This window comes from Desulfobulbaceae bacterium DB1 (assembly GCA_001914235.1).
Lineage (GTDB): Bacteria > Desulfobacterota > Desulfobulbia > Desulfobulbales > SURF-16 > DB1.
On sequence record MQUF01000026.1, the window covers coordinates 105,048 to 123,778 of the forward strand.

The window sequence follows — 18,731 nt, forward strand, 5'->3', positions numbered from 1 at the left end:
ATGGGAATCAAGGGAATTATGATCCTCTCAGGACTTTTTTACAGACATCGGCAAAATTGGCAACGGTGTACGGTTTGGGGATGACGGCACGGAAACCGTACTGCTCATAAGTCGAGATTATCGAGCACCGATGTGAGGCTTATTGCGGCCGGTGCGGCGTTGTTCGGCGAAAAAACCATTGTTACACCATCGAGGCGTGATCGATTTTCATGCAGCGATCCATCACCACCCGCAGGCCATGTTCCCGGGCCAGCCGGGCCGCTTCGTCGTTGACAATTCCTTCCTGCATCCAAACGGCCTTTGCCTTGATCCGCACGGCCTGTTCCACCACGGCCGGCACCTCTTCGGGACGGCGGAAGATATCAACCACGTCGACCGGACCCGGGATGTCCAGCAGGCTCGGGTAGCAGATTTCGCCGAGGATTTCGGATTGACCGGGATTGACCGGGATGATCCGATAGCCCACGTCCTGCAGGTAGCGGGCCACCTGATTGCTGGGCCGGTTCTCCTTGGGCGACAGTCCGACCACGGCGATGGTGTGGCTGTTTTTCAGAATGAATTCGATTTCCTTCAGGTTGGTCAGCATTGATTGTCTCTCCTCGTCTATCTTTTGTCGTGTGACTTCCGGCGTGCCCCTCATATTATTTTCTGGCGGTTTTTTCTGAATTTTGCAATAGTGCCGACAACTTTTTTGTTCGGATTGACAACTCTTGCGGTGGAGGGGGCTATCATGTGCCAGATGAGCGTGGTCTATGAAAAAAACGGGGAACGGGAAATTGTCATGGAAAACGTCACCTTTCTTGAGGTTGATGCAGCCGGCGTGCGGGTCAGCACCCTGTTTGCCGAACCGCGGGTTATTGCCGCCTCTTATGTCAAAAAAATAGATTTCATGGGCGGGGTGGTCACCCTTGCCCCTGTCGGAGAAGAAAAAAATGGCTGAGCACAAGGAACTGACCGAACTGGAAAAACTGCGGGTGCTGATTCCTCACTGGATCGAACACAGCCGCAGCCATCAGCATGAATTTGCCAAATGGCTGGACGTGGCGAAAAAAGAAGGGGCCGCTGAAACAGCCGAGGCCATCGGCAAGGCAATGGAAAAAATGGCCAAAACGGACAAATATCTGCAAAAGGCGCTGGAGAGTCTGGGCGGTGCGGCGGAGGGGCATCACCACCACGACCACCATCATTAGAGACATTCCGTAAATGACGGTTTTTCGCCACGGAGCACACGGAGCACACGGAGCACGCAGAGGTAACATGCTGTAATTTAAAATATTTTCTCTGCGCCCTCTGTGCTCTCAGGGGTAAAAAAAAGACTTTTTACGGGTTTATCTTTTTTGATGCGTGCGCCTCAAAAAAGCGGCAGCCCGGCAATCTCCATGAAGCTGTCCACATGGTATTCCGCGTCAAGCGCGCGGTTCTTGAAGGCGATCAGCCGCATGCCGACGCTGCTTGCGTGCTGCCGGTCGATGATGGAGTCGCCGATGTAGATGGATTCATCCACCCGGCGGCCGAAATGGTCGAGGATGGCCAGCAGGGCGTCGGGATGCGGCTTGGGCCTCTCCACGTCAAAGGCGGTTACCACCTTGCCGAAATAGGGGGAAAGGCCGAAGATGTCCAGGATATTGCGCATGGTGTTGGTCCGGTTGGTGCTGATCGCCCGATCGCAGCGGGGGGTGAGGAACTGCAGGAATTCAATCAGATCCGGCTCCATGTGCATGTACTGCAAAAACGGCTGGTAGTCGAGATCGGCCCGGTATTGTTCCGCTTTTTCTATGTCCGCCGGATAATGACGCAGGATATGGCGCACCGAATCCATCACGTTATGGATATGAACGTATTCAAGCTCCTCTGCGTCCATGGGCGGGTGGCCGAGGACTGCGAGGATATGGTCGTAATACATTCGGTTGGCGTTTTTTGAGTCGAACATGACGCCGTCGCAATCAAAGATGACAAGTTTTATTTCGGACATTTTTTTTTATGAATGGATTGTAACTATCCAGCTGTTTAGACTGTAGACTGAAGGCTATAGGGCTGCCGGTACTGTCGTATTACATATTTTAGGCGCTTTTCCTTCAGTCTACAGCCTATCTACCTGGATAGTTACAATGGATTTTAATTGAGGAAGAAGTCAGTTATTCCGGCTCCCGGCTCCCGGCTCCCGGCTCCCGGCTCCCGGCTCCCGGCTCCCGGCTCCCGGCTCCTGACTCCTGGCTTCTGACTTCTGGCTTCTGACTTCTGGCTTCTGACTTCTGGCTTCTGACTTCTGGCTTCTGACTTCTGGCTTCTGACTTCTGACTTCTGACTTCTGACTTCTGACTTCTGACTTCTCCGAAGAAAGGTATTCGTTAAATATGACCTTGGCAACAGATTTTCTCGTTATCGGCTCCGGAATTTCCGGATTATCCTTTGCCCTGAAGGCGGCCCGGCTGGGCCACGTCATCCTGGTGACCAAGAAAAACCGGGTTGACACGGCGACAAATCTTGCCCAGGGCGGCATCGCCGCGGTGCTCTCGGAGCATGATTCCTTTGCCATGCATATCGAGGATACCCTCAAGGCGGGCGACGGCCTGTGCGATGAAGAGGTGGTGCGACTGGTGGTGGAAAGCGGGCCTGAGCGCGTCCGGGAGCTGATTGATCTCGGCGTTTCCTTTACCAGGGATGAGCGGAATGATGCCCGTCTTGACCTGGGACGTGAAGGCGGCCACTCGGCCCGGCGCATTGCCCATGCCCGGGATCTCACCGGCCGGGAGATCGAGCGCGGGCTGCTGAACCAGGTTGCCCGCAACGACAATATCACCGTGCTGGAGGATCATCTGTCGGTTGACCTGCTGATTGCCTCCAGGGCCGGGATCCCGGTGAGCGGGCCTTTTCCGGACCGCTGCCTGGGCGCCTATATCCTCGACCGGCAAGACAACTCCATCAAGCCCTATCTGGCCCGGACCACGGTGCTTTGCACCGGCGGGGCGGGAAAGGTCTATCTTTATACCACCAATCCCGACATCGCCACCGGCGACGGCATTGCCATGGCCTACCGGGCCGGAGCCAAGGTGGCCAATCTGGAATTCGTCCAGTTTCACCCCACCTGTCTGTATCATCCCCAGGCCAAAAATTTTCTCATATCCGAGGCGGTGCGCGGCGAAGGCGGTCGCCTGGTGGACAGGCACGGCACAGCCTTTATGGAAAAATACGATTCGCGCGGCGATCTGGCCACCCGGGATGCGGTGGCCCGGGCCATCGATTCCGAGATGAAGGCCAGCGGCGACGACAATGTCTTTCTCGACATCACCCATAAACCGGCGGATTTTGTCAGGAAACGGTTCCCCAACATTTACGCGACCTGCCTGTCCTACGGCATCGACATCACCCGCGAGCCGATCCCGGTGGTGCCGGCCGCCCATTACATGTGCGGCGGGGTGTTGACCGACATCATGGGCCGTACCTCCATCGAGAACCTCTATGCCTTCGGCGAAACCGCCTGCACCGGGCTGCACGGCGGCAATCGACTGGCCAGCAACTCACTGCTCGAGGCGGTGGTTTTTGCGCATCAGGCCTGGCTGCAGTGTGAAAAGGAATGGCCGGAAGTGAGCAAACGCCCCTTCCCCCAAGTGTCCGGCTGGTATGCCGGCAAGGCGGAACGGATCGAGGAGTGCGTGCTGATCAGCCACAACTGGGACCAGCTCCGTCGGCTGATGTGGAATTACGTCGGTATTGTCCGCTCGGAAAAACGGCTGAGCCTGGTGAAGAAGCGGATGCGGCCCATCCTTGACGAAGTGGCCCAGCATTTCCGCGACTATCTGCTGACCCCGGACCTCATTGAACTGCGCAACCTGGCCCTGGTGGCGGAACTCATCGTTTGTTGCGCCATGAAGAGGAAGGAGTCCAGGGGGCTTCATTACCTGCTTGATTACCCGCGGCGGGATGATGTCAACTGGCGGAAGAACACGGTGCTGTGGAAGGGGCAGGAGCCAGGAGTCAGGAGTCAGAAGTCAGAATAAAGGCAATCGTTTTCTTATCTTCCGGCGTCCTTGTTTTGTCAGATGGTAGGGCGGGAATCCTTTCCCGCCGAAATGGTTGTCGGCAAGGGATTGCCGACCTACGTTTTTAAGTGTCTTGGTTGGAAAAATCTTGTGTTTTTGCCCCTTGGCCTTACAATCAACTCCCGACTCCCGACTCCTGACTCCTGACTCCTGACTCTTGACTCCTTTATTTTGTCAAAAAATATTAAAAAAGGATTTTTTCTCTTTTTCCGCTTCAGCCGGCTTGTTTTCTCCTTCCGGCTTGTCAACGACCGGCGCTTCATAGCCGATGGCGGAATCGAAAATTCCCCGCTGGGTCAAGGCCTCGGTGAGATCGGCGCCGGTCAGGTCGGCCTTGGTGAAATTGGCTTTGATCAGGTAGCTTTTTTTCAGGTTGGCCCCCTTCAGGTCAGCCTCGGTCAGATCAGCCCAGTGCAGATTGGCCTCTTCCATGTCGGCGTTGGTCAGCACCGCGTCTTCCAGAACGGCATCCACCATGCGGGCATTGACGAGAACGGCCCCGCTGAGATTTGCGCTTTCAAGCTTTGCCCCTTCCAGATTGGCTCCGGTCAGGTCAGCCCCTGCCAGATCGGCGGCGGTGAGATCCGCTCCAGCAAGCGTGGCTCCGCCGAGCGTCGCTTTTTTAAGATTGGCTCCCCGCAGCACGGCGCCGGACAGATCGGCCTTGGCGAGCTTTGCCCCTTCCAGATCAGCTTTTTTCAGTTCGGCGTTCCGCAGGTTTTCGCCGGTCAGGTCGCAGTGGGCGCATTCCCGGTCATCCAGCAGATGGCGCTTCTCCCGGGAAGCCGGAGCCGGAGGGGGCGCGCCGAGGTCGGCCGGGGCTGCTTCCTCGTCCAGGTTATCGCTGAAAAGCCCCAGCTTCCACCAGCTGTCCTTTTTTTTCTCTTCATCGGGGATGACCAGGGTGCGGCTGCTTGCCTGATCCGGGATGATTTCGGTTTTAGCCGAGCTGTCGCTGCCCGGCATGGACCGGCCCATGCCCACCCCGCTGAAGGAAAGGTCGCTTGCGGCAAGACCGTCAACGGTAAAGGTCGAATCCAGCGAGCCGTCGGAGCGGAACATGGTGAAGCCGTCATCCTTTTTAAAGACGATAAAGCAGCGCATCTCCTTCAGGCCCCAGTCGTCGTATGCGAGGCAGAGGGTATTGTCGGGTGTTACCTTCCAGCGGCCGCCGGTTTTGTCGCCGACGCTGTTCTTGCCGGAGAGTTTGCCGCTGTCGTGCAGAATCACATCCGCCTCGATGGACTTATCCCAGCTCGAGATATGCAGCACCTTGTCGGTCACCATGGAGGCGACGTCCGCGCCGGAGAGCGGCTGGGCCCCCTGCTCCAGGGCGTCGTTCATGGTGAGTCTTTTGCCGCAGGCGGAAAGGGCGAGGGGCACGGTCAGGGAAAGGAGCAAAAGGAATTTTCGGTTCATGGGCGTCTCGCAATTACATTCTGTGGTTAGGTGATGGTTGCTTGAATCGCTGCAAAGTACCATTAAGTGATGAGAGAGGCAAGAGGGGAAAGAAGGGGGGCAGGAGTCGGGAGTCAGGAGTCAGGAGTCGGGAGTCGGGAGTCGGGAGTCGGGAGTCAGGAGTCAGGAGTCGGGAGTCAGGAGTCAGGAGTCAGGAGTCAGGAGTCAGGAGAAAAAAGTAACAGGAAGGCCGAAAGACACAAAGATATTTTCATTGTAAAACGGCAAGTTTCCTTTGCGGCTTCGCGTGCTGGCGTTAAAATCGTGAATGACGTAGGTCGGCAATCCCTTGCCGACAGCCATTTCGGCGGGAAAGGATTCCCGCCCTACCCCACAACCGCCGGGAAGACGGAGAGTAGGTCGGCATTCCTATGCCGACATCAATTTCGGAGGGAAAGGATTCCCGCCCTACCATCTACAACCGCCGGGAAGACGGAGAGTAGGTCGGCATTCCTATGCCGACATCCATTTCGGCGGGAAAGGATTCCCGCCCTACCCCACACCCGCGGGAAGACAGAGATTAGGTCGGCAATCCCTTGCCGACATCGACACCAGGCAAAAAAAAAGCCCTGCGCGAGGCAGGGCTTTCTACAAACAACCAACTAATGAGAAAAAATCAGAAGGTCATGGTCAGGTGATGGCTGACAAGATACAGATCATCAGCATCCTGGCCGGCTGCTTCAGCGATATCCTCGAAGAAGTCGCCGGTGTTGAAGTATGCACCGCGCAGTTCGTAGGTCAGGTTGTCAAGCAGTTTGTACTTGGCGCCGAGGTCGATCTCCCAGCCGTACTCATCGTCAACGCTAACGGCGCCAAGCCCCTGCTGCAACAACATCTGCTCAACACCACTTTCCTCGTCAACCAAGGCGTAGGCAACAGCGCCATGCAGGGACAACTGATCGGAAACGGCAAAGTCGGTATGAATGCCGATGGCATGCACACCACCCTGTACCATGAAAGGATCAGCGTCGTACTCGTCGCTGTTCAGCATGCCGGTGTGGTCGCCGGTGAGGATGTAGTAGGGGTTGAAGTCGTCGCCGATACCGTTATCCAGGGCGCCGTTCATGGCGGCGGTCATGTCGTCGTCGGCATCGTCAAGTTCATCCTGGCCCTCGGCCCAGAAGTACAGCAGGCCGATGTCAAGCTTATCCATCTTGGTGGAAACGTCGAGCATGAAGGCCATGGCGTCCACGTCGCGGTCTTCTTCTAAACCAGCGACTTCAGTATCATAATCCCGGAAGTCACCGAACTGCCAGCCATACTCACTGAGCACGGAAACCGGGCCGAACTGCATGTCGGCATTGAGTTTCAAACGATTGTGCTGTCTGTCGTAAAGAGATCCTAATGCAGTTTCGACATCGCTCTGCGTTTTGTCGTTGATGAAGTCATAGGCGGCGCGCAGGTTCATGTTGTCGACCTTGTAGGTCAGGTCGATTTCATACATATCGGAATCATTGTCATCGTTGTTGTTATCCCAGTCGTTCTCAACGGTCTTCTGGGTGAAGAGGCAGAGGCTGAAGGGCTCGGCCACAAAGCTCGGCCACCACATGAAACGGTTGGCGGTGGTGGAGGTGCTCATGAAGTCGCTGCCCCAGGAACCGGCCGGGGTGCGGCCCATGCGCAGTTTACCGACCGGCGACATGTATTCCATGTAGATGTGGTAGATATCCACGCCGCGATGATCCCCCATACCGGGGCCACCGTCCGCTGCATCATCACCCCAGTCGGAGTCCTTGGCGAAACGGATCTCGGAGAACATGGTGATCTTGTCGTTGACCTTCAGGGTCGGTTTGACCAGGAAGGTCTGCACCCAGGCGGAGTCCGTGCCGGCTTCGTCACTGTAGGGGTTGAAGCCTAAGCCGTCGGCATTGTTCAGCATGTAGCCTTCGAGTACGTACTTGCCGGTCATGGAAAAATCCATGGCGGATGCGGTGGCCGCGAAACCGGCAACAAGGCCGAGGGCGGCAACGGTGGAAATAATTTTTTTCATCTTGAATCTCCTTTTCTCAAGTTAAGATGAATGAAGCGGATTCCCCCATGGAACCCTTGTTTTTATTGTCCGCGCGGCCGGTGATCCTTTTCGGGCGGAAGCATTTTCCCCCGCTCCCGCCGCCGAATCAGTCCTCCGCTGACAATAACAATTTCTCTTTTACCCCGAAGAAATACCTCTTGGCAAGAAAAAATTGCATACTATCGGCAGATACGCCTATTTTATTAGGCTTTTTTTTTGGATTTTTTGTCAAGAATTTTTTTTGGGGTGGGGAAAATTCCCCTCACCCCGGCCCTCTCCCTGAGGGAGAGGGAGATTTTGAGGGAGGGCCCGTGCCCGAGGGAGAGGGAGATTTTGAGGGAGGGCCCGTGCCCGAGGGAGAGGGAGAATTTCGAGGGAAGGCCCGTGCCCGAGGGAGAGGGAGAATTTCGAGGGAGGGCCCGTGCCCGAGGGGAGAGGGAGACTCTCAATTGGAGACCCTTGCCGAGGGAGAGGGACGGGAGTTTCTCCCTGATGAGAGTCATAACATTACCGTTTGGCGATGATCTCATTTTTTCCGATCAAGCGTTAACAACCAAAGGCTGTGATTTCTGATCAATAACGACAATAAGTTCCTGCACTGCCGCCACTTCCGCTTCCTCAAAGTACGCCTCACCGCATTGGCTGCAAATCCATGCGGGAACATTATCCAAAGTCAGATGGCACCCTTTTCTGTCAATATGCAGCGGTGCTGATCCTTTTTTCAAGACTCCCCGGCAATGAATACATTTCATGTTTTTTCCCTCTTCGTAAAATTCGCATCCCATTCATCCCGGCTGGGGATATACGCTGTTATTATGGCCAAATAATCCTCCTTGGGTGAGCAAACAACATGTATCGGATATTCTTTATTTTTGTGGAGAAACATCAGGCAGCTATGCCCTCTCGGATCTGCCGGGTAATCTTCGATGATCTCACCATTCTCAATTACTTCTCGCACATCCATCGGTGAAATCATGCGATCAGGCCGTGACATTTGCCGGATCGCATGAGGAAGATAGAGAATTTTTCTCTGGGCCGATGCTTTTATTTCATCAAAAATATTTTGCACTGCCATATGAGCCTGTTTCCACCTCCGGCTTACTCATAATGCGTCCACAGCCGCAACACCTTCACCACATTCTCTTCTTCCAGGACTTGATAAACAAGGCGATGCTGGATGTTTATTCTTCGTGAGTACGCCCCTCCCAGGTCGCCAATCAGTTTTTCGCAGGGCAGAGGGTTTTGAAACGGATTTTCCCGCAGAACAGCCAGCAACGCCCGCGCCTTCTTCTTCAACCCTGATGCGGCGAGTTTCCTTGCGTCCTTTTGCGCTTGTCCGGTGTAAACGAGCAGCCAGCTCACCAATCAAGCTCCCGCGAGCATTCAGCGACCGGCTGATTCATGCCTGCCTTGATTGATTCACGCATTCCCGGTACTGACAGCAAAGAGAGTGTTTCCGAGATGGCGTTCCAATCTTCTTCGGACACCAGGACAGCATTTCCTCTTTTTCCGGTAATGACAATTGGTTGATGGGTATTTGCGGCTTCATCGATCAGACTGTACAGCCGGGATCGCGCCTCAGTGGCATTAAGAATGGTCATGGTCGGTTCCTCCTGTCAGGAGAGCGTACAGCATGGCGTACGCTATTGCAAGGTGGATTTTTAATGGGATTGCGGGACAAAATTAATTTCAAGCCTGTACCCTGCTGCCTTGGCATACTCCTCAATGGTAGATAGTTTTGGAGAAATTTTTGAATTTACATTTTCAAGCCTTGAAATATTGCTTTTATTCGTGTGTAAAATCGCGGCAAGTTCTTCCTGAGTCAACCCGGCTTCCTTGCGGATTTTAATGAGTTGTTTTCTGAGTTCATAGGCAGCGGAAAGCCTTACATACTCTTTCTTGACTTCGGGATCGGAAAGTGCTTTCTTTTTGAATTCTTTCAGTGATGGTCTCATTGCTTCACCTCTTTCAGCCTTTTGCGAGCCATACCCATTTCTTTCTTCGGGATTTTCTGCGATTTCTTAATAAAGGAGTGGAGAATAACAACCTCTTTCCCCTTCACAGTACAAAAGTCCCTCCTGCCCCTTGGCCCTGATTTCAAAGAGTCCTTCACCAAGGGACTTTGTATATGGCGCACCTAAAGCAGGGCCAAATTCTTGTATTATTTCAGCAATATGTAAAAAATCAGCCAAAATCCCCTTGGGAAATGCCAATGTTGCGGCTTCGACCTTTCGGTCGCAAAATGATACTTTCCATTTCATAATTAAAGGTTATCATTTTAGACAACATTGTCAATCCCATCTTTTTAAATCGTTGAAAAGATACGAAATGGAGACAACGCACATCTTTTTATTCTGGCTCCCGGCCCCTGACTCCGGTATTCTAATCGCATGAAAGGACTCACCCATCTCATACCGGACCACGCCGATGTCCTGACATCCTTCGGGGCGCCCGCGGAACCGGCCATCAACCGCGCCTTCAGCGTGCTGGTGTGGAATATCCACAAGGCCAAGAAGACCGGCTGGGCCACTGATTTCCCACGGCTCACCCTGGGCAAGGATCTGGTGCTGCTGCAGGAGGTTTTTCTCCGGCCCGCCATGCTGCGCATGCTGCTGCAGTCCCCCGGTCTGCGCTGGGACCTGGCCGCCGGCTTTACCCGGCGTCTGCATGACATTGACGTCGGCGTGATGACCGGCAGTCGGGCCGAACCCACGGATCTGTTTTTTCTCCGTTCCCCCTTCCATGAGCCGGTGGTGCGGCTGCCGAAAATGGCCATCGGCACCAGATACCGTCTGGCCCAATGCGAGCGGGAACTGCTGGTGCTCAATGTCCATGCCATCAATTTTGTCAGGATCAACAAATTCAAGCACCAGATGCGCCAGCTTGAAAAAGAAATTGACGCGCATGACGGACCTGTTCTGCTGGCCGGCGACTTCAACACCTGGCTGGCCAGCCGCACCGCCTTCCTCCAGGACATGACCGCAAACCTCTGCATGGACCTGGCGATTTTCGAGCCTGATCGTCGCTCCCGCTGCCTGGGCCGCGCTCTGGATCATGTTTTTGTCAAGGGACTGAAAATTGTTTCCGCCTCCTGTCATTACGACATTCTCAGCTCCGACCACCAGCCCCTGGAACTGGTGCTGGAGGGGACAAACGGAGGAAGTCGGGAGTCAGGGGTCAGGAGTCAGGAGAAAGAACAGTGAATCGGGAGCCGGCAAAGCGATTTCAAGACCTTATTGTCTGGCAAAAGTCGCATATTTTTGTGTTAGCGATTTATGCCTATACCACCTCCTTTCCACAAAAGGAACTTTACGGACTCACGTCGCAGTTTCGCAGGGCTGCGGTCTCCGTTCCCGCCAACATCGCCGAAGGATTCAAAAAAAGAACAAAACCCGACAAGTCGAGATTTCTTAACATTGCCCAGGCCTCTCTGGAAGAATGCCGTTATTATCTGATTCTGGCGCAGGATCTCGGCTATGGGAACTCCTCCCAATTAATGGGACAACTTGAAGAGGTCAGCAAATTACTTGACGCATACATGTCATCCATGCTTCACTCCTGACTCCTGACTCCTGACTCCTGACTCCTGACTCCTGACTCCTGACTCCTGACTCCTGACTCCTGACTCCTGCCTCCTGACTCCTGACTTTGTAACTTACTTTTTTTATGTCAGAGGGTGCTGGTGGGAAAGTATTGTCGTTGTCAGCGTGAACACGATGTATTACAATGTGCTCAGGAGGTGCTTTTATGACAACTACTACTATTAGTGTACGATTGCCGAAGGAGTTGGCGGAACAGTTGACGTCACTTGCTCAATCGACCAAGAGGACTAAATCTTTTTGTGCTGTTGAGGCGATAAAAAATTATGTGAGGCAAGAGGCCTGGCAGGTTGAAGCAATCGAGGAAGGCCTCAAAAGTGCTGATGCCGGCAGAATGATCACCCATGAAGATGTTAAAAATTGGGTGATAAGCTGGAACACCTCTCTTGAGAAAGAACTGCCCGGATGCAAGTAAGGTGGACAGAGCAAGCCATAGCCGACCTCCAGTCTCTCCGCGCACACATTGAGAGAGATAAACCCCGGGCCGCTAAAAAATTTGTTCTAAGAATTATAAGTATTGTGGAAAATGATTTGGTTTTGCAGCCTGGGATGGGCAGACCGGGTAGAAAAACCGGAACCAAGGAACTGATTGTCACCGGGACTCCATATTTTATTCCATATCGTATAAAGGATAATTGGTTGGAAATAATCAGGGTGCTGCATGGGGCAATGAAGTGGCCTTAGAGAGATTTAGGAGCCGCTTGCAAGAGTTTCTCCACTATGTCCCTTCGAACATTTCTTTTGCGGTTATAACGCAAAGTGGGGTAGGGCGGGCGGGAATCCTTTCCCGCCGAAAAGGCTGTCGGCATAGGAATGCCGACCTGCTCTCCGTCTTCCCGGCGGTTGTAGATGGTAGGGCGGGAATCCTTTCCCGCCGAAATTGATGTCGGCATAGGAATGCCGACCTACGTCTGACTCCTGACTCACTCTTCTCTCAGCGCTGCCAGGGCGTTGAGGAGCTCGCCCGGTTCATATGCCGGCAGCAGACTCTTGTTGAAGTCCGTGATATTTCTTGTGACGATATATTGTGCGCCGGCATTGCGCGCTGCTTCATGAATAACCGCATCTTCAAAATCATTGAACGCGGCATCACAGGCTTTTTCAAGGACAATTCTATTAACCGGCGCTATCACGAATAATGAAAGAAGCGACTGGATGTGGAGGGAGGCCGCTTTTTTACCAAGGGCTTTGGCGGCGAGGTAATGAATGGTTGTTATTGTTGTCGCGCAGACGAAACCAATAATTTCAGACTGTTCGACCTTGCAGAGCAAAATCGATGCATCCCGTGAAAATGGTTCCCTGTCCAACAAAACATCCAGAATAACATTGGTGTCAAAGAGGATTTTCATAAATATTTTTCTTCCAGATATTTTTTATAGTCCACCTCCCGTATTTTCCCGCCTTTCAGCGAGCCCTTGAGGGATTTGACTGTCGGGGTTAATTCCTGTTCGGTTTGTATTTTCTCGTTTTTAATAATTTCAAATAAATCCGCAACAAGCCGTGATACGGACTTTCCGGTCCGGGCGGAATATTTTTTGGCCGACGTAATGAGATTTTCATCCATGCGCAATGTTAACTTTGTGTTCATAACAGCCTCCTTTTTATGGCGTACACTTTATATTATTTTATACGTCATCCTGGGGTACGAGTCAATAAGTACCGTAATGAGCAGACCACGTTTTTACCCGGTAAAACAGACAGGCTCCTGCTGCGCCCGTAACCCGGCAGCTGCGGGGTGCTGGGTAGTTTACCTGATTTCAAGTCAGTTGCCGGCATGCCGAAATTTCTCTTTGCCGCGGATTAATATGCTGGTATTATATGCGCATAAAACATGCGCATATGGAGGTAGCAATGCAAGCAATACTCGCCAGGCCGGATGCTCCCAAAAAATCAACGAATCTCAGCATTAACAGCGAACTCCTCCGGTTGGCCAAGGAAAACCATATTAATCTTTCGCAAACCCTTGAACAGCGTCTTGCCGAAATGCTGCGTGAGGAACAATCGCGAAAATGGCTTGAAGAAAATCATGATGCAATCGAGGCGTATAACTCCCGTATTGCAACTGCCGGGGCTTTCAGTGACGGATTGAGGTGCTTCTGATGGCACAATTTGACGTTTATGAAAATTCAAACCCGGACACGAAAAAAACCGTACCATATTTGCTCGATGTGCAAGCCGATTTGCTTGCCGGCCTGGCGACTCATGTCGTCGTACCCCTCGTGCCCGTTTCCGTCATGGGGAAGGCGGCAAGGCATCTCAACCCGGTATTTGACATCAAAAAGACACATGTCGTGATGTCCACCGCGGAACTTGCCGGTGTGCCGGTAAAAATCCTGGGAGAAAAAGTAACGTCATTGATCGACAGCAGAAACGAAATTATCGGCGCGCTGGATTTTTTATTCACCGGCTATTGAGGCATGGACAATGATGTACGAAAACATTTCCGAACTGCTTAAACAAATTGCCTTGGGCGAAGACTCTGTTCTTGAACTCAAGGCGGTGGAATTCAGCGGAAACAAAGTTGTCGGCCCACACAGGGATGGCATGGCAGACGAACTGGCGGCCATGGCGAATACGACATCCGGCATCATTGTGCTGGGGGTTGATGACAAGAGCAAAGAGATTCGAGGGATACCGCCGGAGAAACTTGACATGGTTGAAGGCTGGCTTCGTTCCATTTGCAACGACTCGATTGATCCTCCCTTGGATTGCGTCATTCGCAAACTAATTGTGCCCGATCAACGAGATGGTGAGAAAACTATCCTGCGAATAGACGTGCCCCGTAGTCTGTTCGTCCATAAAAGCCCCAATGGCTATTTTCGCCGCCTCGGCAGTTCCAAGCGGGAGATGAAACCAGATGTGCTGGCCCGGCTCTTCCAGCAACGCAGTCAGGCGCGACTCATCCGCTTCGACGAACAGACGGTTCCGGGGACATCGGTCAATGATCTGAATCCCAAGCTGTGGAAGCAATTCAGGACGGTTATCTCGCCGAAAGCGGATATGGAATTTCTTGAAAAGATGAAACTCCTTGCCAAGGACGAAGACGGCGCCATGCGGGCAACGGTCAGCGGTATTCTGATGACATCGGACGCGCCAGAGTCTTTTCTGCCCAGCGCGTTTATTCAGGTCGTTTGTTACCGGGGAACCGCGCGCAACGCTGCCTATCAACTGGACGCCCGGGATATCACTGGCCCGCTTGATGTGCAGATTCGGGACGCCTGCAAGTTTGTCGAGAGAAACATGCGGGTCTTTGCCATCAAAGCACCCAACCGGATCGAGACCCCGCAGTTTTCCATGAATGCGGTCTTCGAGGCGGTGGTCAACGCAGTTGCCCATCGCGATTACTCCATTTACGGTTCCAAGATCCGCCTGCACCTGTTTGGCGATCGGCTGGAAATATTCTCTCCTGGCGCGATCCCCAACACCATGACCATTGAGAGCATTTCGGAACGGCAATCGGCACGGAACGAATTAATCAGTTCCTTGCTGGCTCGTTGCCCGATGAACGTAAATGCCATCGGCAGTCAGCGGAACTTTATTATGGACAGGCGAGGTGAGGGGGTGCCGATCATCATCATCGAAAGCGAGAAACTGTCGGGCAGGAAACCGGAGTACCTGCTCATCGATGATGCCGAGCTCAAGCTGACGATTTTTGCGGCGCCGTCACCCCATGACGATGATTGACCCCGACTCCCATGCCATTCAACATCGACCACATTCTCACCATTCTTGCCCATGAGGTGGCCTCTTACAAGGTGCCGGTGGTGGACCTCATCGCCGTGCAGACCGAGGACCCTTTTCAGGTGCTGACGGCCACCATCCTCTCCGCCCGCACCAAGGACGAAACCACCGCCGCTGCCGCGGCCCGCCTTTTTAAAAGAGCCCCGGATATCAAGGCGCTTGCCGCGCTTTCCGAGGAAGAAATCGCCGGTCTCATCTCCCCGGTGGGTTTTTTCCGCAACAAGGCGACCTATCTGGCCCGGCTGCCCGAAGCGCTCAGCCGGTTCGGCGGAAAAATTCCCGATACGGTGGAGGAGCTTCTTCTGCTGCCCGGGGTGGGACGAAAAACCGCCAATCTGGTGGTGGCCGTGGCTTTCAAGAAACCGGCCATCTGCGTTGACACCCATGTGCACCGCATCATGAACATCTGGGGGTATGTGCAAACGAAAACGCCCTTTGAAACGGAAATGGCGTTGCGGGCGAAACTGCCGAAGCACCACTGGCTCACGGTCAATTCCATCCTCGTTGCATTCGGCCAGGGGACCTGCCGGCCGGTGGCGCCCCACTGCGATTCCTGCGTGATCCGCGCGGAATGCCCGCGTATCGGCGTCACGCCGCGCAAGGTCAGGGACAAGAAAATGCCGGGCAAGAATCTGCTGAAAAAAATGGTATGCTGGAATGTCAACGGCATCCGGGCGTTGGAAAAAAAGGGCTTTGTCGAGCAGGTCCGGGAGTTCGACGCGGATATCCTGGCGCTGCAGGAAACCAAGGCCCAGGAGGACCAGCTTGGCGCCGCCCTGAAAAATATCGACGGCTATACCTCGTACTGGCATTCCGCCGAGCGCAAGGGCTATTCCGGGGTGGCGGTGTACACGAGGATTGCTCCGCTCAAGGTCATGCACGGCATGGGAATCCCGGAATTTGACGGGGAGGGACGGGTGCTCACCCTGGAATTTGCCGATTTTTTCCTGGTCAACATCTATTTCCCCAATGCCGGCGAGGGCCTGAAGCGACTTGACTATAAACTTTCCTTCAACCGCGCCCTGCAGGATTTTCTTGCCGGGCTTGGCCGCGGCAAGTCGCTGGTGGTGTGCGGCGATTATAATGTGGCGCACCGGGAAATTGATCTCGCCAACCCGAAAAGCAATGAGAATAATGCCGGATTCACCGCGGAGGAACGGCGCTGGATGGATGATTTTCTGTCGAGCGGCTTTGTCGACACCTTCCGCATGTTCACCCCGGCCGGCGGCCATTACACCTGGTGGAGCTACCGGTTCAACGCCCGGGCCAAGGACATCGGCTGGCGCATCGATTATTTCTGCGTGGATGAAAAAAGCAGGGGGCGAGTGCGGGAGGCGTCAATTCTGAAGGATGTCATGGGCTCGGACCATTGCCCGGTGGGGATTGATTTTGGGTAGGAGGCAGGAGACAGGAGGCAGGAGGCAGGAGTCGGGAGTCAGGAGAGTAGGTCGGCAATCCCTTGCCGACAGGAGAGTAGGTCGGCAATCCCTTGCCGGCAGCCATTTCGGCGGGAAAGGATTCCCGCCCTACCCCTGAGAGAAGAGTGAGACAGGAGACAGGAGTCAGGAGTCAGGAGTCAGGAGACAGGAGTCGGGAGTCAGGAGAGTAGGTCGGCAATCCCTTGCCGGCAGCCATTTCGGCGGGAAAGGATTCCCGCCCTACCCCTGAGAGAAGAGTGAGTCAGGAGACAGGAGACAGAATAAAAAGGAAAAATCCCTGGATTGATCGTCCCTCTTTAGAGGCAGTTCACTTTTTCCATGCCGACACCAGCAATGGCGGCAAATGATTTCCGTCCTTCTTTTGATAAGTTTCTTGCACATTTTCATCCCTTTCAATATTATTTCCTGACTCCTGACTCCTGACTCCTGACTCCTGACTCCTGACTCCTGACTCCTGACTCCTGCCCTTTAATTTCTTCCAACACCTTCGAGAAGATGGTAAATTCATACCATGCCCAGCTATCAACGACACGAGAGAGCGAAATTGCTTGCTGAAATAACCAAGGGAGAGATTCGCCCGGTCTATCTCCTGTTCGGCGAACGCTACCTGTGTCGGGAGGCGGTCGAGGAGATTGTCGCCCGTTTATTGCCGGACGAAAGAGAACGCAACCTCAACCTGAAGAAAATTGACGGAGAGCAGGAGGATGTGGCCCGCACCGTGAGCCATCTCCAGACATACAGCCTCTTTGCCGGGCGGCAGGTGGTGCGGGTGACTGATTCGAAGATATTTTTTTCCAAGGCAGTGGCGAAAAATTTCTGGGACAAGGCGAAAAAGGCCCATGATGAGGCAAAGCCCGACAAGGCGGGGCGCTATCTGCTGAAAATGATCCATGCCGGAGGGCTTGATGCGGATGAGTCGCTGCGGGAACTTTCCGCCGCGCAGTGGAAAAAACTCTTCGGTTTTGATAAACCGGATGCTGTCGGCTGGTGCGGGGATGTTGTTTTCCCCGCCGGGACCGCCGGCGGCGAGGGCGCCTCAAGCGAGGAATTGATGCTCGGCGCGCTGGAAAAAGCCTGGCCCAGCGGAAACGTCCTGGTGCTGTCGGCGGAAGCGGTCGATAAACGGAAAAAGCTGTTCAAAAAAATAGAGGAAATCGGTGCCGTTGTCGATCTCTCGGTTGATGCGGGGGCGACTTCCGCCGCGCAGAAAGACCGGGATGCGGTGATCCGCGATCTTTTGGTCTCGACCCTTGCGGAAATGGGGAAAAAGGCCGGACCCGGAGTGATCGACGCCTTGCTTGATCGGGTCGGCTTTCACCCGGTGGCGGCGGTGCGGGAAACCGAAAAGCTCGCCTTGTATGTCGGGGATCGGGAAACCGTCAGCCGGGACGACGTGTCGGCCATTATCGGCCAGACCAGGGAAGAGGCGATCTATGAGTTAAATGATGCGGTGGCATCGGCTGATCCGGCCCGGGCCATCGAGCTGGTCGTCCGCTTGCAGGAAAGCGGCCTGCATCCGCTGGCCCTGGTTGCCGGGCTGCGCAATCTGCTGCGGAAGCTGATTTTTGTCCGGGCCCTGCGGGAAAAGGATTCGCCCCGCTACCTGGCCGGACTCTCCTTTGGCGTCTTTCAGAAAGGATATCTGGCGGAACTGAAGCAAACTTCTTTCGGCAAATCACCATTTTTGGCAGGGCACCCTTTTGTGCTCTACAAGACATTCCAGCAGACGGAAAATTTTGATCTGCCGACCTTGCAGAAGGGGCTGAGCCTGCTGCTTGATGCCGAGTTTCAACTGAAAGGGAGCGGCCTGCCGCCGGGCATTATTCTTGAACACTTTCTGTTCCGCTTTCTCGATGGTCACCGTTCCGGAGGAAAGTAACCCTTCTCTTGCCGACTTCAACGCGAATGGTTACAATAAGGGTGTATTGGGTGAACATGCGGTGCGTGGAGAAAAATATTTCTTCAAATGCCTTGAGTTACAGATGGCGTCATAAAAGATAAATGGTAAACTTTTAGGCACTTTAGGCACTTTAGGCACTTTAGGCAACCGCACGGCAACCGCCCGGTGGATCTGAAGAAGAAGAGAGGTACGAAAGTAAATGGCTGTGCCGGATAAGAAGCGTGACAGCGGTGTGCTCACCGAGGAAAAACAGAAGGTGGAGGAACCGCCTCTTTACAAGGTGCTGCTCCACAATGACGATTATACGACCATGGACTTCGTCATTATGATTCTGGAGACGGTTTTCCACAAGAATGCGGGCGAGGCCACCCGGATCATGCTCAATGTTCATCAGCAGGGCATCGGCGTGGCCGGGGTATACACCAGGGAGATTGCCGATACCAAAGTGCATATTGTCCACGACCTGGCGCGGAGGAATGAATTCCCCCTCAAGTGCTCCATGGAGCAGGTGTGAGTTAAGAAGACAGGAGACAGAAGTCAGGA

General features: G+C 53.9%; 27 protein-coding genes and 1 pseudogene. 15 read left to right on the forward strand and 13 right to left on the reverse strand.

Annotated elements, in window-relative coordinates; all coding sequences use genetic code 11:
* Nucleotides 1–181: 181 nt before the first annotated feature.
* Nucleotides 182–586, reverse strand: a complete 405-nt coding sequence (locus BM485_17785) for a CoA-binding protein (protein OKY73665.1) — start codon at nt 584–586, stop codon at nt 182–184.
* Between the two features lie 144 nt (nt 587–730).
* Here BM485_17785 and BM485_17790 point away from each other — a divergent pair, with 144 nt between their 5' ends.
* Both BM485_17790 and BM485_17795 read left to right on the forward strand, forming a co-directional pair.
* Nucleotides 731–940: a hypothetical protein gene (locus BM485_17790; GenBank protein OKY73666.1), complete on the forward strand. Its 210-nt coding sequence runs from the start codon at nt 731–733 to the stop codon at nt 938–940.
* A gap of 37 nt (nt 941–977) precedes the next feature.
* On the forward strand, nt 978–1,190 hold the full coding sequence (locus BM485_17795; protein OKY73732.1) for a hypothetical protein: 213 nt from the start codon (nt 978–980) through the stop codon (nt 1,188–1,190).
* A 161-nt stretch (nt 1,191–1,351) separates the two neighbouring features.
* Here the strand turns inward: BM485_17795 and BM485_17800 are convergent, their stop codons facing one another.
* Nucleotides 1,352–1,972 (reverse strand): beta-phosphoglucomutase, encoded by a 621-nt coding sequence (locus BM485_17800; protein ID OKY73667.1) that lies wholly within the window; start codon nt 1,970–1,972, stop codon nt 1,352–1,354.
* 382 nt (nt 1,973–2,354) lie between these two features.
* Here BM485_17800 and BM485_17805 point away from each other — a divergent pair, with 382 nt between their 5' ends.
* Nucleotides 2,355–3,998, forward strand: coding sequence for an L-aspartate oxidase (locus BM485_17805; protein OKY73668.1), 1,644 nt, complete (start codon nt 2,355–2,357; stop codon nt 3,996–3,998).
* Nucleotides 3,999–4,214: 216 nt separating this feature from the next.
* On the opposite strand, the gene BM485_17810 is transcribed toward BM485_17805, so the two are convergent.
* Nucleotides 4,215–5,459 carry a hypothetical protein gene (locus BM485_17810; GenBank protein OKY73669.1) on the reverse strand — a complete coding sequence of 415 codons (1,245 nt, stop codon included), beginning with the start codon at nt 5,457–5,459 and terminating at the stop codon, nt 4,215–4,217.
* Between the two features lie 69 nt (nt 5,460–5,528).
* On the opposite strand from BM485_17810, the gene BM485_17815 reads away from it, so the two are divergent.
* Nucleotides 5,529–6,104 carry a hypothetical protein gene (locus BM485_17815; GenBank protein OKY73670.1) on the forward strand — a complete coding sequence of 192 codons (576 nt, stop codon included), beginning with the start codon at nt 5,529–5,531 and terminating at the stop codon, nt 6,102–6,104.
* 10 nt (nt 6,105–6,114) lie between these two features.
* Here the strand turns inward: BM485_17815 and BM485_17820 are convergent, their stop codons facing one another.
* On the reverse strand, nt 6,115–7,488 hold the full coding sequence (locus BM485_17820) for a hypothetical protein (protein OKY73671.1): 1,374 nt from the start codon (nt 7,486–7,488) through the stop codon (nt 6,115–6,117).
* A 47-nt stretch (nt 7,489–7,535) separates the two neighbouring features.
* Here BM485_17820 and BM485_17825 point away from each other — a divergent pair, with 47 nt between their 5' ends.
* A complete protein-coding gene (locus BM485_17825) occupies nt 7,536–8,033 on the forward strand; it encodes a hypothetical protein (GenBank protein OKY73672.1) in 498 nt (165 codons plus the stop codon).
* A gap of 15 nt (nt 8,034–8,048) precedes the next feature.
* Here the strand turns inward: BM485_17825 and BM485_17830 are convergent, their stop codons facing one another.
* The 6 genes and pseudogenes from BM485_17830 to BM485_17855 all read right to left on the reverse strand — a co-directional run bounded on the left by BM485_17830 (nt 8,049) and on the right by BM485_17855 (nt 9,770).
* Complete coding sequence (locus BM485_17830) at nt 8,049–8,261, reverse strand: hypothetical protein (protein OKY73673.1); 213 nt, start codon at nt 8,259–8,261, stop codon at nt 8,049–8,051.
* Complete coding sequence (locus BM485_17835) at nt 8,258–8,578, reverse strand: hypothetical protein (GenBank protein ID OKY73733.1); 321 nt, start codon at nt 8,576–8,578, stop codon at nt 8,258–8,260. The genes BM485_17830 and BM485_17835 overlap by 4 nt, the downstream gene beginning before the upstream one ends.
* Before the next feature lie 29 nt (nt 8,579–8,607).
* On the reverse strand, nt 8,608–8,871 hold the full coding sequence (locus tag BM485_17840; protein OKY73674.1) for a toxin of toxin-antitoxin system: 264 nt from the start codon (nt 8,869–8,871) through the stop codon (nt 8,608–8,610).
* A complete protein-coding gene (locus BM485_17845) occupies nt 8,868–9,110 on the reverse strand; it encodes an antitoxin (protein ID OKY73675.1) in 243 nt (80 codons plus the stop codon). The genes BM485_17840 and BM485_17845 overlap by 4 nt, the downstream gene beginning before the upstream one ends.
* Nucleotides 9,111–9,170: 60 nt before the next feature.
* A complete protein-coding gene (locus tag BM485_17850; GenBank protein ID OKY73676.1) occupies nt 9,171–9,464 on the reverse strand; it encodes a transcriptional regulator in 294 nt (97 codons plus the stop codon).
* A pseudogene (locus BM485_17855) lies at nt 9,461–9,770 on the reverse strand (hypothetical protein). The gene BM485_17850 and the pseudogene BM485_17855 overlap by 4 nt, the downstream one beginning before the upstream one ends.
* 129 nt (nt 9,771–9,899) lie before the next feature.
* On the opposite strand from BM485_17855, the gene BM485_17860 reads away from it, so the two are divergent.
* The 4 genes from BM485_17860 (at nt 9,900) to BM485_17875 (ending at nt 11,792) form a co-directional block, all read left to right on the forward strand.
* Nucleotides 9,900–10,712, forward strand: a complete 813-nt coding sequence (locus BM485_17860; GenBank protein ID OKY73677.1) for a hypothetical protein — start codon at nt 9,900–9,902, stop codon at nt 10,710–10,712.
* On the forward strand, nt 10,709–11,071 hold the full coding sequence (locus tag BM485_17865) for a four helix bundle protein (GenBank protein ID OKY73678.1): 363 nt from the start codon (nt 10,709–10,711) through the stop codon (nt 11,069–11,071). The genes BM485_17860 and BM485_17865 overlap by 4 nt, the downstream gene beginning before the upstream one ends.
* Nucleotides 11,072–11,256: 185 nt before the next feature.
* Complete coding sequence (locus BM485_17870) at nt 11,257–11,523, forward strand: hypothetical protein (GenBank protein OKY73679.1); 267 nt, start codon at nt 11,257–11,259, stop codon at nt 11,521–11,523.
* Complete coding sequence (locus tag BM485_17875; GenBank protein OKY73680.1) at nt 11,514–11,792, forward strand: toxin Y4kP; 279 nt, start codon at nt 11,514–11,516, stop codon at nt 11,790–11,792. The genes BM485_17870 and BM485_17875 overlap by 10 nt, the downstream gene beginning before the upstream one ends.
* Here the strand turns inward: BM485_17875 and BM485_17880 are convergent.
* From BM485_17880 to BM485_17890, 3 genes are read right to left on the reverse strand one after another with little or no spacing between them, the layout of a single operon-like run.
* Nucleotides 11,789–12,001, reverse strand: a complete 213-nt coding sequence (locus BM485_17880; protein ID OKY73681.1) for a hypothetical protein — start codon at nt 11,999–12,001, stop codon at nt 11,789–11,791. The two genes, BM485_17875 and BM485_17880, sit on opposite strands and share 4 nt — an antisense overlap.
* 30 nt (nt 12,002–12,031) lie before the next feature.
* Nucleotides 12,032–12,457, reverse strand: coding sequence for a twitching motility protein PilT (locus BM485_17885; protein OKY73682.1), 426 nt, complete (start codon nt 12,455–12,457; stop codon nt 12,032–12,034).
* Nucleotides 12,454–12,696 (reverse strand): antitoxin, encoded by a 243-nt coding sequence (locus BM485_17890; protein ID OKY73683.1) that lies wholly within the window; start codon nt 12,694–12,696, stop codon nt 12,454–12,456. The genes BM485_17885 and BM485_17890 overlap by 4 nt, the downstream gene beginning before the upstream one ends.
* Before the next feature lie 263 nt (nt 12,697–12,959).
* On the opposite strand from BM485_17890, the gene BM485_17895 reads away from it, so the two are divergent.
* The 6 genes from BM485_17895 (at nt 12,960) to BM485_17920 (ending at nt 18,702) form a co-directional block, all read left to right on the forward strand.
* Nucleotides 12,960–13,208 carry an acetoacetyl-CoA synthase gene (locus BM485_17895; protein OKY73684.1) on the forward strand — a complete coding sequence of 83 codons (249 nt, stop codon included), beginning with the start codon at nt 12,960–12,962 and terminating at the stop codon, nt 13,206–13,208.
* Nucleotides 13,208–13,522 (forward strand): plasmid maintenance protein CcdB, encoded by a 315-nt coding sequence (locus BM485_17900; protein OKY73685.1) that lies wholly within the window; start codon nt 13,208–13,210, stop codon nt 13,520–13,522. The genes BM485_17895 and BM485_17900 overlap by 1 nt, the downstream gene beginning before the upstream one ends.
* Nucleotides 13,523–13,535: 13 nt before the next feature.
* The gene (locus BM485_17905; protein ID OKY73734.1) at nt 13,536–14,792 is read left to right on the forward strand and encodes a transcriptional regulator; all 1,257 of its coding nucleotides are present in this window, start codon (nt 13,536–13,538) and stop codon (nt 14,790–14,792) included.
* A gap of 11 nt (nt 14,793–14,803) precedes the next feature.
* Nucleotides 14,804–16,246 (forward strand): exodeoxyribonuclease III, encoded by a 1,443-nt coding sequence (locus BM485_17910; protein OKY73686.1) that lies wholly within the window; start codon nt 14,804–14,806, stop codon nt 16,244–16,246.
* A gap of 553 nt (nt 16,247–16,799) precedes the next feature.
* Entirely contained in the window at nt 16,800–18,167 is a 1,368-nt protein-coding gene (locus BM485_17915) for a hypothetical protein (GenBank protein ID OKY73687.1), read from the forward strand.
* A 220-nt stretch (nt 18,168–18,387) separates the two neighbouring features.
* Nucleotides 18,388–18,702: an ATP-dependent Clp protease adaptor ClpS gene (locus BM485_17920; protein OKY73688.1), complete on the forward strand. Its 315-nt coding sequence runs from the start codon at nt 18,388–18,390 to the stop codon at nt 18,700–18,702.
* Nucleotides 18,703–18,731 lie beyond the last annotated feature (29 nt).

What these genes read in the sequence shown, in the direction of transcription:
- BM485_17870 (OKY73679.1), top strand. Translation starts at nt 11,257, where the DNA reads ATGACAACTACTACTATTAGTGTACGATTGCCGAAGGAGTTGGCGGAA.
- BM485_17875 (OKY73680.1), top strand. Translation starts at nt 11,514, where the DNA reads ATGCAAGTAAGGTGGACAGAGCAAGCCATAGCCGACCTCCAGTCTCTC.
- BM485_17860 (OKY73677.1), top strand. Translation starts at nt 9,900, where the DNA reads ATGAAAGGACTCACCCATCTCATACCGGACCACGCCGATGTCCTGACA.
- BM485_17920 (OKY73688.1), top strand. Translation starts at nt 18,388, where the DNA reads ATGGCTGTGCCGGATAAGAAGCGTGACAGCGGTGTGCTCACCGAGGAA.
- BM485_17825 (OKY73672.1), top strand. Translation starts at nt 7,536, where the DNA reads ATGGAACCCTTGTTTTTATTGTCCGCGCGGCCGGTGATCCTTTTCGGG.
- BM485_17815 (OKY73670.1), top strand. Translation starts at nt 5,529, where the DNA reads ATGAGAGAGGCAAGAGGGGAAAGAAGGGGGGCAGGAGTCGGGAGTCAG.
- BM485_17880 (OKY73681.1), bottom strand. Translation starts at nt 12,001, where the DNA reads ATGCCGACATCAATTTCGGCGGGAAAGGATTCCCGCCCTACCATCTAC.
- BM485_17910 (OKY73686.1), top strand. Translation starts at nt 14,804, where the DNA reads ATGCCATTCAACATCGACCACATTCTCACCATTCTTGCCCATGAGGTG.
- BM485_17805 (OKY73668.1), top strand. Translation starts at nt 2,355, where the DNA reads ATGACCTTGGCAACAGATTTTCTCGTTATCGGCTCCGGAATTTCCGGA.
- BM485_17800 (OKY73667.1), bottom strand. Translation starts at nt 1,972, where the DNA reads ATGTCCGAAATAAAACTTGTCATCTTTGATTGCGACGGCGTCATGTTC.
- BM485_17820 (OKY73671.1), bottom strand. Translation starts at nt 7,488, where the DNA reads ATGAAAAAAATTATTTCCACCGTTGCCGCCCTCGGCCTTGTTGCCGGT.
- BM485_17850 (OKY73676.1), bottom strand. Translation starts at nt 9,464, where the DNA reads ATGAGACCATCACTGAAAGAATTCAAAAAGAAAGCACTTTCCGATCCC.
- BM485_17790 (OKY73666.1), top strand. Translation starts at nt 731, where the DNA reads ATGTGCCAGATGAGCGTGGTCTATGAAAAAAACGGGGAACGGGAAATT.
- BM485_17845 (OKY73675.1), bottom strand. Translation starts at nt 9,110, where the DNA reads ATGACCATTCTTAATGCCACTGAGGCGCGATCCCGGCTGTACAGTCTG.
- BM485_17895 (OKY73684.1), top strand. Translation starts at nt 12,960, where the DNA reads ATGCAAGCAATACTCGCCAGGCCGGATGCTCCCAAAAAATCAACGAAT.
- BM485_17830 (OKY73673.1), bottom strand. Translation starts at nt 8,261, where the DNA reads ATGAAATGTATTCATTGCCGGGGAGTCTTGAAAAAAGGATCAGCACCG.
- BM485_17890 (OKY73683.1), bottom strand. Translation starts at nt 12,696, where the DNA reads ATGAACACAAAGTTAACATTGCGCATGGATGAAAATCTCATTACGTCG.
- BM485_17785 (OKY73665.1), bottom strand. Translation starts at nt 586, where the DNA reads ATGCTGACCAACCTGAAGGAAATCGAATTCATTCTGAAAAACAGCCAC.
- BM485_17905 (OKY73734.1), top strand. Translation starts at nt 13,536, where the DNA reads ATGTACGAAAACATTTCCGAACTGCTTAAACAAATTGCCTTGGGCGAA.
- BM485_17885 (OKY73682.1), bottom strand. Translation starts at nt 12,457, where the DNA reads ATGAAAATCCTCTTTGACACCAATGTTATTCTGGATGTTTTGTTGGAC.
- BM485_17900 (OKY73685.1), top strand. Translation starts at nt 13,208, where the DNA reads ATGGCACAATTTGACGTTTATGAAAATTCAAACCCGGACACGAAAAAA.
- BM485_17810 (OKY73669.1), bottom strand. Translation starts at nt 5,459, where the DNA reads ATGAACCGAAAATTCCTTTTGCTCCTTTCCCTGACCGTGCCCCTCGCC.
- BM485_17915 (OKY73687.1), top strand. Translation starts at nt 16,800, where the DNA reads ATGCCCAGCTATCAACGACACGAGAGAGCGAAATTGCTTGCTGAAATA.